Here is a 12,231-nt window from a genome sequence, read left to right as displayed (position 1 = left end):
TGGCTGGCAACATTTGATGGCGCAGCCTCAGGCAATCAGGATAAACCCCAGCCCCCGTTACAGAAAACTGGGAGGTTTCTATTTCCCGGAGCTATCTTCCTACTGCCCTAAACCAGGGGCAGGAGTCGGAGTAGTTGCCGGAGGCGGGGGAGGTTCAATCCCGGCTGCGCGTAAGGCACGATCAATCACCATCCAGACCTGCTCAGCGGGCAGCGCACCATTAATGTGCTCACCGTCGACGAAGAGGGAAGGCGTACCGTCCACGCCGAGGCTCTCAGCCTCTTTCATAGACGCGCGAATCGCTGTTTCGTCCTGCTTTTGCAGGCACGCATCCAGTTTGGCCGCATCGAGAGAGAAGATTTTCCCCTGCTCGCGCGCGATCTTGTCGAGCTCTACAAAGCTCTTTTGAGGATTGCGATCTTCGCCCGTGACCTCCTGGCCGTGAGCGTGCAGATAATCCACGTAGCCCCAATAAGCCTTGTCATTCTGATCGGCGATGCAGCCGGCGTTGACCGCAGCATGCATGGCCCAGGGGTGTAAATCGGTCAGCGGATCGTCCTTGTAGATAAAGCGAACTTTATCCTTGTAGCGCTCCAGGGTCAGAGGGAAAAGCTCCTGATGCATGCGCGCGCAGTAGGGGCATTCCAGATCGTCAAAATTGATGACCGTGACCTTGGCCGCCGGGTTACCGCGAATTGGGCGCTTGTCGACTGGAATATTCGATGCAGGAATATTGGCGAGGCTGAAGGTCTCCAGCCGGGCAAGGGAGTTATTGTCCGTAGAAATCAGGAAGTCCGTGCTCGTCGTGCGTGCTCCGCGAGAGATGGTAATTTGCAGAGTGTCGTAGCCAGGGATCGTGCCTGCCTTGCGCGCTCCCAAGGTCACGTTGTACTCCGGCGGCACGTTGAATTGCGAGCGAACGAGCACCTCAATTTTGCGAGCTAATACAGGATCTTTTACGCTGTTCGCATCTTTCGTCTCCTGCGCTTTGCAGCCTACTGCAATCGCAAAAACAAAAACTATCGATAACAAAGCTAATCGGGACGGGACAAAACGCACGTAAGAACCACCTTTCTTTCCCTTTTATTATCGCAGCAAGGGCGTTTTATGGCATTTCACGCCATTTTCGCCAGCCAGAAGCCCCGCAAATATTGCTCTCCAGGAAGCAGGCAAGGGATGCTAATCTCTGGCCATGCCTGAATTTACGTTGTCTCGATTCGTCTACCGCGGCCTGCTGGCTTTCGGATTGGTTGCTGCGTTGCTTCCCTTGAATATCTTTGCTGACACACCGGCCAAGCGGACTATTTCGCTGGACGATCTAGCCAGAATTGCGCGTGTCGGCAGCCCGGTCATCTCTCCCGACGGAACATTGCTGCTCTATTCCGTCTCGCGCATTGATACCAAAGAGGATAAGGGGCACTCCGAACTTTGGATGGTTCGCTGGGATGGCAGCAATGCCGTGCAACTGACGTTCGGCAAAGATTCAGCTTCGCGCCCCGCCTTCAGCCCCGACGGCAAATACATTTCATTTCTGTCCTCCCGCGCAGGTAAAGCCAAGGGAACCCAGGTCTGGGTGTTGAATCGCATGGGCGGCGAGGCCGATCAGTTCACCGGAATCACCGAGCAGGAGCTGCATGATTACGCCTGGTCTCCCGATAGCAAGCACCTGCTGCTGACCTTGGAACCCAAGTCCGAGCCGGATGGCGAAGAAGGCAAGCCGACCCCACCAAAGCCGATTGTGATCGACCGTTATCACTTTAAGCAGGACATTGAAGGCTATCTGGGCAATGATCAGCGAGAGGCCTTGTATCTGTACGATCTCTCAACCAAAAAGTTCGAGAAACTGACGACAGATAAAAATGTGGAAGAAGGCAAGGCCATCTGGTCTCCCAACGGAGCCTGGATCGCGTATGTAAGCAATCACGATGAAGATCCGGACCGCTCCGACAATAGCGATGTATTTGTCGTTGCAACCAAGTCCGGCTCGACCGCCAAAAAGCTCACCAACTGGATCGGTCCCGATGGCGGTCGTCTGGCCTGGTCACCGGATTCCAAGTCGATCGCCTACACCCAGGGCGCCAAGCCTGAATTGGGAGCCTACAGCCAGGCAAGGCCCGCACTGGTCACCGTAGATGGCGCCGTGAGCTATCCCGCCGCGAAGCTCGACCGCAGCGTCAGCCAGCCATGCTTCCTGACAGACGGCAAGCTGCTCTACCTGGTCAACGATGACCGCTCGGAATATCCGGCAGAGGTCGAGCTGGCAGGGGACGGAGTGCATCGCCTCCTGAGCGAGTCCGGCACCACGACCTCTCTGGAGTGCGTCGCCGGACACATTGCCGTAGGGCATACAGACGATACCCATTTCGGAGAGATCTACGCGCTGGAAGGCAATTCTCTTCGACAGTTGAGCAGGCAAAACGATGCGCTCCAGGCTGAACTGACACTGGTGCCAACCGAAGACTTTACGTCAAAGAGCAAGGACGGAACAGAAGTCCACGGGCTCCTGACCAGGCCGGTTGGATACAAGGCGGGCCAAAAGGTGCCGACGATCCTGTTCATTCACGGCGGACCAAACGGCCAGGATGATCACAGCTTTGCCTTTGAACGCCAATGGTTCGCAGCGCACGGATATGCCGAAATCAACGTGAACTATCGCGGCAGTTCCGGTCGTGGGCAGGATTACGCAAAAGCCATCTTCGCCGACTGGGGACATCTGGAAGTCATCGATCTGCTTGGAGCGGTCGACGAAGTAGTGAAGATGGGCGTAGCCGATCCGGCCAAGCTGGGTATCGGAGGCTGGAGCTACGGCGGCATCCTGACGGATTACACCACCGCCTCTGACGATCGGTTCAAGGCCGCGATCAGCGGTGCCGGTTCCGCTGCCCCGCTCTCGTTCTATGGCTCGGATGAATACGTCCTGCAATACGACAACGAGCTGGGCGTACCGTGGAAGGCCCGGGATCTGTATCTGAAACTGAGCTACCCGTTATTGGAGGCAGACAAGCGGATGCACACCCCGACCCTGTACATGGGCGGGATAAACGACTTCAACGTACCGATCATCGGCGGAGAGCAGATGTATCAGGCGTTGAAGTCGCTCCATGTCCCGACCGAACTGATCGTGTACCCAGGCCAGTTCCACGGTTTCACCCGGCCAAGCTTCATCAAGGACAGATACGAACGATGGCTCGCCTGGTATGACCACTACGTCGCAGGCAAGGACACTCCCGCATCGCCAATAGCCAAACCCGCCCCAAAGCCAACGCCGGAGACACCCGCGAAATAGCTGTCAGCTCGCTCAGCACTCAAGATGGTGGCGGCGACTGCACAGTCGCCGCCACCAGTTTTTTGGGGTCATAGCCCGTGAGATGCAGGCAGGATCGCATAAAAGCTGGCCTAGACATGCGGAGCGATAGTCCGGGCAAGCAACGCCGCAAAGCTATGCCAGCCAGAACTCATCCCGATCGGAACCGCGAAAGCGCCTGCAGCAAAGGTCAACGGCGCCGCCCACATAGATGCGCGATGGATCCGGTGCAGAGAAATCAGGTCATAGACAAGGGGAATTAGAAGCAGGGCACCCAGCGAGAGAACAGCTCCCGACCCAGGCGTCAGCCCCATCTGCGTCCACGGAAAACGCCCTAGCGCCGCCTCGCACAGACCGATTGTGGCGTAGAGAATATATCGCTTGTGATAATCCGGCCTGCGTTTCGCAAGCCACGCAGCCAGGATCACAATCGCAAACTGAACCATGCCCAGAAGCGGAATCGCCAGCGAGATCGACGGATCGAGTGGACCAATTCTGACGCCCCGCCGCAGGCCGTCAATGGCAGTGATCGTGCCTAGGACGATCATGATCGGCGGTAGACAAAAGGCCACCGTGCCCAGCGCACGATGCCATGCAACGCGGCGTGCAGAAACGAGTGCCGTCTGCACCAGAAACAAGGTCATCCAGAGCGTAAATGCCCCACCGTGGATGTGAACCAGCGCATTCGGAAGCGGCGCGCGCACCATGCCCACGAGAAAGTAAGTGTGCGAAAAGCCGATGACAACGATCACGCACAGCAGGATCGCCATTCCAGCGAAAAAGCCACGCTCAACAGTCCTGTTTACGGGCCGATGTATGGAGCGGGTCTTGAGAGTAGGGTCCAGGTTTGGTTGGATCGCCTCTGATGCCATGGTGTCGTTCTCCCGTAGCGAAGCGGAATCTGCCGGGGATCTCGGCTGACACATCTGGCAGCGAGAGCAAAATCCTTATCGTGAACGCTATCACGCTCCCGGCGTAATATGCGTCCTGATTTTCTTTGAAAAAAGAAATTGCCGTAAGCCCACGCTCAATCCAGACTCTCTCCAGGCAGCTCCAATGCGAAAAACAGCCAGTTTTCGCACTCTGGAATGCGCCGGTCCATATTCCCGCTAGATTCCCGCTAGAATAAAGAGTGATGGAACTCATACAGATTGAGACGGCTCGCAAGACCCCGGCACCGAAACCCGAGTGGCTGAAGGCACGCGCACCCGGCGGCGAAAATTACCATGACCTGAAGCGCCTGGCGCGTTCGCTGGGATTGCACACCGTATGCGAGAGCGCGCACTGTCCAAACATCGGCGAGTGCTGGCAACACAAGACGGCCACGTTCATGATGCTGGGCAACACCTGCACCCGGCGTTGCGGCTTCTGCGCGGTACCCAAAGGCCGCCCCGACGCAATCGATTTCGACGAGCCACGTCGTGTCGCCGAAGCGGTCGCCATTCTCGGGCTAAAGCACGCGGTAATCACCAGCGTGAACCGCGACGACGATATTATTGGCGGCGCAAAAGCCTTCGCCATGGTGATTGACGAGATTCGCAAGCAGGCCGCCGGATGTCAGGTCGAAGTGCTGATCCCCGATTTTCAGGGCAAGCCCGAGGCCATCCAGATCGTAGTCGACGCCAGGCCCGAGGTTCTGAACCACAACACCGAGTCTGTCCCTCGGCTCTATCGCGTAGTGCGTTCAGGCGCCCGTTACGAGCGTACCCTGCGCCTGCTGGAGTATGCCAAGGAACTGAACCCCAAGGGCGTAACCAAGTCCGGCGTAATGGTAGGGCTGGGCGAAGAGACCAGCGAATTGCTGGATGTCTTCCGTGACCTGGCCAAGGTAAACTGCGACATTCTGACGATCGGCCAATACCTGCGTCCCTCAAAAGATCATCTCCCTATGGCCCGTATCTATGCGCCCCAGGAGTTCGCAGAGCTCAAGACCGAAGCGCTCAAGATGGGTTTCCGCCATGTGGAGAGCGGTCCGCTTGTGCGGTCCAGCTATCACGCACACGAGCAGGCTGCTTCCACCGGCTTAACGATGCTGGTCTAGGTGGATGCTTCTTCCAAAGGGATCAGCCCGCGGGTAGCGGGCTGATCAACTACTTCCATGCATTTATCTATGCACTTATCTATCCGCTGGATTCGATAGAATAACTCTGGCATTTGTGTCGGCCAGCCCAGGGCCGGCCACAGGAAGAGGAACAGAATGGCAGTTTCATATATGGCAGGAATTCCGGTGTTGAAGGACTTGCACGCGGATTTGAAACGAAGAATGGAAAAGGCAGTCCTTGATTTTCAGACGCATCTGGTTTCGCTGCGAACCGGACGCGCCAGCGTGCAGTTGCTGGATCAAGTGCGCGTGGATTACTACGGAACGCCGACGCCGCTCAGCCAGGTCGCCCAGTTGACCACCCCCGAGGCCAGCATGATCATCGTGCAGCCCTGGGACATCGGCCTGCTCAAAGAGATTGAAAAAGCCCTGCGCGCACCCGAGCACGGATTCAACCCATCAAACGATGGCAAGCAGATTCGTGTGCCGATTCCTCCCATGACCGAGGAGCGTCGCCGCGACGTGGTCAAGCAGCTCAACAAGGAGCTTGAGGATCACAAGACAGCTCTGCGCAACGTACGCCGCGACGGCAATGACACCCTGAAGAAGCTGTCCAAGGACAAGGAAATCAGCCAGGACGAAGAGAAGCGTGCCCAGGATGAAGTGCAGGGCATGTTGAACGATGAGATTCGTCACCTGGAAGAGCTCGCCACCAAAAAAGAAGCCGACATCATGCGCATCTGAACACAATCCGCGTTAACCAGAAAGGCCGCCTCAATCGAGGCGGCCTTTTCGTTTGCAGTGTCCTTGATAGCCCAGCGGGTTCTAAACTCAAAATCCGCGGCTGCATTCACAGCACCGTCTCAGCCTGGAATAGCCCCTTGTATTTGGGTAGCTCCGTGGCGACCGTTGGCTTGCCGAAAAGCCATCCCTGCACCTGCATGGTTCTTCCCATCTGGATCAGGTATTCGGCCTGGGCTTCTGTCTCCACGCCTTCCACAATCACGTCCAGTTGTAACGTCTCAGCCAGGGCTAAAATCTGCGGCAGTATGGACGCAGTGATAGCATCCGTGCCAATCGTACGCGTAAAGATGCGGTCGATCTTGATTGCATCGACGGCAAGTTCATGCAGATAAGCCAGGCTGGAAAATCCACTGCCAAAGTCGTCGATGTGGACCTGGTAGCCGTATTCATGCAGGCGCTGTATAGCGCAGCGCAGCGAGTCCATATCCGTGGTGGAGCGTTCCGTCAGTTCCAGTGCGATCTGTCCCGGCGCAATGCGTGCCTGCTTGACCTGCTCATCCAGCAGCAGAAAAAGCGCGTCCCCCTCAAGGTCAGAGGCCGCAATGTTGATGCTGAGGGTTAGTTCGGGATTCTTGCGCAAGATCTCCCCAACCTCCGCAATGGCCCGCCGCACCACAAACGCTGTGAGTTCGCCGATGAACCCCAGCTCCTCCGCAAGATGAACGAAAAAGTCCGGCGCCGCAGCCACACCGTCCTCATCGGACCATCGGACGAGGGCCTCCGCTCCCGAGCAGTGTCGCGAAGGCAGTTCGATAACCGGCTGATAGACGAGCGAGAGTTTCTCCCTGCGAATAGCGCGGCGAAGCTGCTGCGCCGTCCCCATGCTTCGAAGATAAAACTGCCCAATCGCCAGGCAGAGACCAAATCCTGCGATCGAGCCGAGAGCCGTGTATTCCCACAAAACGGCTTTCCCATCTTCAATCAACATTGCCGTGGACGAAGCCGTCACAACGCACACCGGGCTCACATGAGAGCAGCGTGCGCGATAGATCTCAGTCGGAGCCATGCCTGGGCCGCGCGTCGATCTCTCAGACAGCACCCACCCCAGGTCCGTATCCAACTTGTCGCCCGCAATCTGAACGGCCTGATGGGATTTGCGATCGACGATCTCAACCATGTAGCGCATGCCCGGGCGGTTCCAGTGGTCAAACGCAGTCGGGCTTAGAACAGCACTCACACCGCCGCCTTCAACAATTGTCCCTACGGCCAATCCAGCGATTTGCAGCGGCACGTTCGCATAAATATTGACTCCCTGCCCGAGTACAAGCGACGGGGCACGTTCCTGCCACGGAGGGTTCAGCCGGCCCAGAAATGCGGAACACTCCAGCTTGCCGTTCCGCGTTCGGCCAATTTCCTTCACCTGCAGGGACTCGTAGGTCAGGGCCTGCATCTTCGCAATTTCATCAGGAGAGCAGAATTGGAATGGCGAGGGATTAAAAGCCTTCTGGATCCCGCTCAGTTCACGGGAATACTCCTCCGCATGGACGACCAGGCCGCCTGCATAGCTTGCAAGTCCGGATCCGGCGGTTCTCATCAGAGAGGCGCGTCCCAGCCAATATCCGCTCGCCGCTCCCAGGAGTGTCCCTAGCAGCGCGAGAACCGCAATCGCAAGTCGTCGTCGGCGCTTCATCGGCATCTTCGCATCAACAGCCTCGAATCTTACCTATGGATCAGCCAGTTACCGGACAATCTTGCAGCAATCATAGCGATAGTTTCGCAGAGGCAAAAAATCGTTTCAGGAGATTTCTTACAAGAGGCCGCGAAAAAGTACCGTAACAGTACGAGATCGCTCTCCCATTTCTTTCATAGACCACAGATATAAAACTGTTTATGGAAAGATGCGATTCAATGTCCGGGCAAAAGGAATAGTCTCGCGAACATGATCCAGGCCGCAAATCCACGCAACAGCACGCTCGATGCCCATGCCAAAACCACTGTGCGGAACACTACCGTAGCGGCGCAGATCCAGATACCACTGGAAGGCATCGAGAGGTAAATTGTGCGCCTCGATACGCGACTTGAGCAAATCGTAGCTATCCACCCGCTGCGAACCCCCGATGATCTCGCCATAGCCCTCAGGAGCCAGCACATCGACGCACAGCGCAAATTTTGGATCGACCGGGTCAGGCTGCATGTAGAAGGCTTTCACATCCGCAGGATAACGATGAACCATTACGGGGCGATCAAACTGGTTGCTTAGCCACGTTTCGTCAGGCGAACCAAAGTCATTGCCATACTCAAAGGGATGTTCAAGATGACCATCCTTATGAGCCTGGTTCAGCATGGCGACGGCCTCGTCATAGCGCAAACGCGGAAACGGAGCCTGGATAGCCTGCAGCTTTGCGATATCGCGCCCAATCACCTGCAGCTCCGGCGTGCGGTTTTTCAGCACGCTTTGAACGATGTGAGCAAGAAAGTTCTCCGCCAGTTCGAGCAATCCATCCAGCTCGCAATACGCGACCTCCGGTTCGATCATCCAGAACTCCGTGAGATGGCGGCGCGTCTTGGATTTCTCCGCACGGAACGTCGGCCCAAAGCTGTAAACCTTACCCAGCGCCAGCGCCGTCGATTCGATATAAAGCTGGCCAGACTGCGTCAGGAATGCTTCCTCGCCAAAGTAATCGACAGGGAAGAGCGTCGAAGTACCTTCGCAGGCCGCCGGAGTCAGAATCGGCGGATCGGTGCGAGTAAAACCGTTGCTGTCAAAGTACTCGGCAGCCGCGCGCATAATCTCAGCACGTATGCGGAGAATCGCAGCCTGCCGCGCCGAGCGTACCCAGAGGTGGCGGCGCTCCATGAGAAAATCGACGCCATGCTCCTTCGGAGTGATCGGGTAAGGATCCTCCTCCGGTACACGCTGCACCACCTGGATTTGCTCCACATCCAGCTCATAACCACCCGGAGCACGCTGGTCGGCGCGAACCTTGCCGATCACAATCACGCTGGACTCCTGCGTGAGGCCCTTCAGCGCCTCAAATACCTCGGGAGCTACGCCAGACTTGTGGGCTACTCCCTGGATCGTGCCCGAGCCATCCCGGAAAATAGGGAAGAGCAGCTTGCCGCTTTCGCGCAGGTTATAGAGCCAGCCGCGCAGCGTGACAGACTGCCCTTCATGCTGGCCGATAGTGGCAATTGTTGTGACAGGCGCGGTAGAAGTAGGGATGATTTCAGACATGCGCAGAACCGGCTTTCAATATGTTTCTCATGAAGTACGCCTTCACGAGAAACGATCTTTTCGGGAACCGGCAACAAGCCGTCACGAGCCCCGTGTTTTCTAGCATAACGCGGGGCAGGGAAGTGGAGACACCGTTCCCGGCAAAGCCTCAGGCCAGCTTGTCAAACGCAGCCGGAACCTTTTCACTCAACACGGCTGGCGTCTCCGCGAGCGAGTAGTGGATTTCCAGCACCATCGCCGGTGGCTCAGGCAAAGCATTAAGCGCCTTGGCCGTAGCCGGCCAGTCAATGCTGCCTTCCCCTGGCCACAGATGCTCATCGCGCACCGCATGATTGTCGTGGACATGCACCGAGACGATGCGGTCGCCCAGCGTCGCAATGGCATCCGTAACGCCAACCGTAATGTGAGCATGGCCGGTATCGAGGCAGACTCCAATGCGCTTGAGGTGCCCCAGCGTAAGAATCTCCATCAGGTGCTCAGGCGTCGTCGGCTCGTTAAGAATATTCTCCGCCAGCAGCCGAACCCCAAGAGGATTGGCGAAGGCATCGAGGTGCTCCAGCGCGGTGAGTGCGTGCTCCAGCGCGCGAGGCGACCAGGTGTCTCCGCGTTCGCCCAGGTGAACGACTAAATTTTTGAAGTGCAGATACTCCGCGGTTTCAAGCGCCCGCTTGACTTCATCCATAGCGTCGATCCGCCGGGACTTTTCCGGGTGCAGCAGGTTAACCGCAGGAGCACCGGCCCGGCCCATTTCGCGATCGGGATAGAGAGGCGCATGCATCGACCACGGCTGCAACGGATTGGAGGCGAACCAGGAGGCCAGCTCCTGCACATGCTCGCGGCTGGTGTAGTCGAAGTGCTGGCGCGCGGCAAAAATCTCGACAGCCTCGGCACCGCTGCGAAAGGCCAGTTCCAGCAGGCCGGGATGCAGGCGCTCCTTCAGAAAGAGGTGTGTCGATAGACATCGCAGCTTGGTCATTCAGATCCCCGATATCGGTTGGATGCTTCCAGTTACTTAAGTGATTGTCGCATTTTCGGGGCGATGAAAAGAAGAAGCCTTGATAAATCAGAGAACTAGTCCAACCGTCAGCAAAGTCCAAGAGCCACTTCCAGCCCATGAAACGATCCCACTCAGTACCCAGCCGCCTTGCCATAGTGACTGCGATGATCCTGTCCGCCCAGCAGTTCGCCCGTGTGCGGATCGACAGCAATGCACTCGCCGTCAGACCAGTGGCCATTGCGAATATCGAGATCGTATCCCCGCGCCTTGAGAGCCGTAATGGTCTCCGGATCGAAGCCCGGCTCCAGCGAAAGTTTGTCCGGCAGATATTGGTGGTGAAAGCGAGGCGCGTCCACCGCCTGCTGGATATTGAGGCCGCCTTCCGCCGCAGACAGAAAGATATTGGCGACAGTCGTGATGATGCGTGAACCTCCCGGCGATCCCAGAACATAGCGCAACTTATCCCCTTCCAAAACAATGGTCGGAGTCATCGCCGAGAGTGGCCGCTTGCGAGGCGCAATCGCATCCGCCGGACCCTGGATCAGCCCATACATGTTGGGTGTACCGATCTTGGCCGCAAAATCATCCATCTCGTCATTGAGCAGAAATCCCAGCGAACCCGCAGTCACCGCAGAGCCGAAACCATTGTTGAGCGTCGTCGTGACAGAGACAGCATTTCCCTCCCGGTCAACAACGGAGTAGTGCGTCGTATCCTGCGACTCCGCACTCTTACCGGCAGTCCTCGGCGGAGGCGGCAAAAAGCCTTCAGGCCGATGCAAATCCGCCGACGGGGTCGCCTTGTCGGCAATGCTGCTGCGCCACGCCGCGGCATATCCGGTGTTGGTAAGCTCCGCGATGGGCATCGAGTTAAAATCGGGATCGCCCAGGTACTCGCTGCGATCCATATAGGCCCGTCGATAGGCCTCCGTAACCAGGTGAATCCACTCCGGACTACGATCCCCCAGCTTGGCCAGATCGTACGGCTCCAGAATGTTGAGCGCACTCACCAGCACCACTCCGCCAGAGGACGGCGGCGGAGCACTGATCACCGTGTAGTTGTGAAAATGGCCCACGACCGGCGCTCGCTCTTTCACCTCGTAGTGAGCCAGGTCATCGAGCGTAACCAGGCCGCCACCCTTTTTGAGATCTGCAACTAATTCCTGCGCCAGCTTGCCGTGATAAAAATCATCCGGATTCGCAGAGATGCGTCTCAGTGTTCTGGCCAGCTCCGGCTGTTTGAACACCTCGCCCGCCTGGTAATACTGCCCACCGCGCTGAAAGATTCTCCTGGAGTCGGCAAACCGCGCCAGGTTGGTGTCCTGCAATTCATGCGTCTCCTGCGCAGTGAGCACAAAACCCGCTTCCGCAAGCTGAATGGCCGGAGCGATAACCCTGGCGAGGCCCAGCCTGCCATATTTTTTCTCCGCATACGCCAGCCCCGCCACAGATCCCGGCGTAGCGATAGCACGATAACCGGTAATGCTCGACTGCAGATTCTCCTCAGGAAGAACATTGCCATTCGCATCGAGATACATATTGGCAGAGGCAGCAAGCGGAGCCTGCTCGCGAAAGTCGATGAACGTCGAGCGGCCGTCCTGTGTACGCAGCAGCAAAAAGCCGCCGCCGCCAAGGTTGCCCGCCACGGGATGCACCACCGCCAGCGCGAAACCAGTAGCCACCGCAGCATCGACAGCATTGCCGCCATCCTTGAGGATTTGCAACCCGGCATCCGAAGCCAGGTGATGCGCACTGACCACCATGCCATTCTTCGCGCGAACAGGCTGCTCATCGCGATAAGGAAGAGCAACCTGCGCCATCGCAAACGAAGCAGCAGGCGCAATCAGAAGCGCAAGCGCAAAGCAACGAGTTTTGCAAAAAGTAATGATCATCCGCAGTTCGGAACAGGATAG

The 12,231-nt window shown here is 57.3% G+C and carries 9 protein-coding genes; 3 read left to right on the top strand and 6 right to left on the bottom strand.

Features of this window, described 5'->3' with window-relative positions; translation table 11 throughout:
* Positions 1–99: 99 nt before the first annotated feature.
* Positions 100–1,059 (bottom strand): DsbA family protein, encoded by a 960-nt coding sequence (locus tag OHL19_RS00960; protein ID WP_263355705.1) that lies wholly within the window; start codon positions 1,057–1,059, stop codon positions 100–102.
* 133 nt (positions 1,060–1,192) lie between these two features.
* On the opposite strand from OHL19_RS00960, the gene OHL19_RS00955 reads away from it, so the two are divergent.
* Positions 1,193–3,286 (top strand): S9 family peptidase, encoded by a 2,094-nt coding sequence (locus OHL19_RS00955; RefSeq protein WP_263355704.1) that lies wholly within the window; start codon positions 1,193–1,195, stop codon positions 3,284–3,286.
* Positions 3,287–3,396: 110 nt separating this feature from the next.
* Here OHL19_RS00955 and OHL19_RS00950 read toward each other — a convergent pair whose 3' ends face one another.
* A complete protein-coding gene (locus OHL19_RS00950) occupies positions 3,397–4,176 on the bottom strand; it encodes a hypothetical protein (protein WP_263355703.1) in 780 nt (259 codons plus the stop codon).
* 263 nt (positions 4,177–4,439) lie between these two features.
* Here OHL19_RS00950 and lipA point away from each other — a divergent pair, with 263 nt between their 5' ends.
* Entirely contained in the window at positions 4,440–5,345 is a 906-nt protein-coding gene (gene lipA / locus OHL19_RS00945; RefSeq protein WP_263355702.1) for a lipoyl synthase, read from the top strand.
* 156 nt (positions 5,346–5,501) lie between these two features.
* Positions 5,502–6,089: a ribosome recycling factor gene (frr, locus tag OHL19_RS00940; protein ID WP_263355701.1), complete on the top strand. Its 588-nt coding sequence runs from the start codon at positions 5,502–5,504 to the stop codon at positions 6,087–6,089.
* A 106-nt stretch (positions 6,090–6,195) separates the two neighbouring features.
* Here frr and OHL19_RS00935 read toward each other — a convergent pair whose 3' ends face one another.
* From OHL19_RS00935 to ggt, 4 genes are all read right to left on the bottom strand, one after another.
* Positions 6,196–7,779 (bottom strand): EAL domain-containing protein, encoded by a 1,584-nt coding sequence (locus tag OHL19_RS00935; RefSeq protein WP_263355700.1) that lies wholly within the window; start codon positions 7,777–7,779, stop codon positions 6,196–6,198.
* A gap of 198 nt (positions 7,780–7,977) precedes the next feature.
* A complete protein-coding gene (gene asnS / locus OHL19_RS00930; protein WP_263355699.1) occupies positions 7,978–9,324 on the bottom strand; it encodes an asparagine--tRNA ligase in 1,347 nt (448 codons plus the stop codon).
* 148 nt (positions 9,325–9,472) lie between these two features.
* Complete coding sequence (locus tag OHL19_RS00925) at positions 9,473–10,300, bottom strand: sugar phosphate isomerase/epimerase family protein (RefSeq protein WP_263355698.1); 828 nt, start codon at positions 10,298–10,300, stop codon at positions 9,473–9,475.
* Between the two features lie 152 nt (positions 10,301–10,452).
* Positions 10,453–12,210: a gamma-glutamyltransferase gene (gene ggt, locus OHL19_RS00920; RefSeq protein WP_263355697.1), complete on the bottom strand. Its 1,758-nt coding sequence runs from the start codon at positions 12,208–12,210 to the stop codon at positions 10,453–10,455.
* Positions 12,211–12,231 lie beyond the last annotated feature (21 nt).

This window comes from Acidicapsa ligni (assembly GCF_025685655.1).
GTDB lineage: Bacteria > Acidobacteriota > Terriglobia > Terriglobales > Acidobacteriaceae > Acidicapsa > Acidicapsa ligni.
Note: the sequence above shows the minus strand (reverse complement) of the source record. Positions and strands in the feature narration are given on the sequence as shown.

Bases quoted from the DNA above. Each gene is read 5' to 3' on its own strand.
- frr (WP_263355701.1), top strand. From the start codon at position 5,502: ATGGCAGTTTCATATATGGCAGGAATTCCGGTGTTGAAGGACTTGCAC.
- asnS (WP_263355699.1), bottom strand. From the start codon at position 9,324: ATGTCTGAAATCATCCCTACTTCTACCGCGCCTGTCACAACAATTGCC.
- OHL19_RS00925 (WP_263355698.1), bottom strand. From the start codon at position 10,300: ATGACCAAGCTGCGATGTCTATCGACACACCTCTTTCTGAAGGAGCGC.
- ggt (WP_263355697.1), bottom strand. From the start codon at position 12,210: ATGATCATTACTTTTTGCAAAACTCGTTGCTTTGCGCTTGCGCTTCTG.
- lipA (WP_263355702.1), top strand. From the start codon at position 4,440: ATGGAACTCATACAGATTGAGACGGCTCGCAAGACCCCGGCACCGAAA.
- OHL19_RS00955 (WP_263355704.1), top strand. From the start codon at position 1,193: ATGCCTGAATTTACGTTGTCTCGATTCGTCTACCGCGGCCTGCTGGCT.
- OHL19_RS00950 (WP_263355703.1), bottom strand. From the start codon at position 4,176: ATGGCATCAGAGGCGATCCAACCAAACCTGGACCCTACTCTCAAGACC.
- OHL19_RS00935 (WP_263355700.1), bottom strand. From the start codon at position 7,779: ATGAAGCGCCGACGACGACTTGCGATTGCGGTTCTCGCGCTGCTAGGG.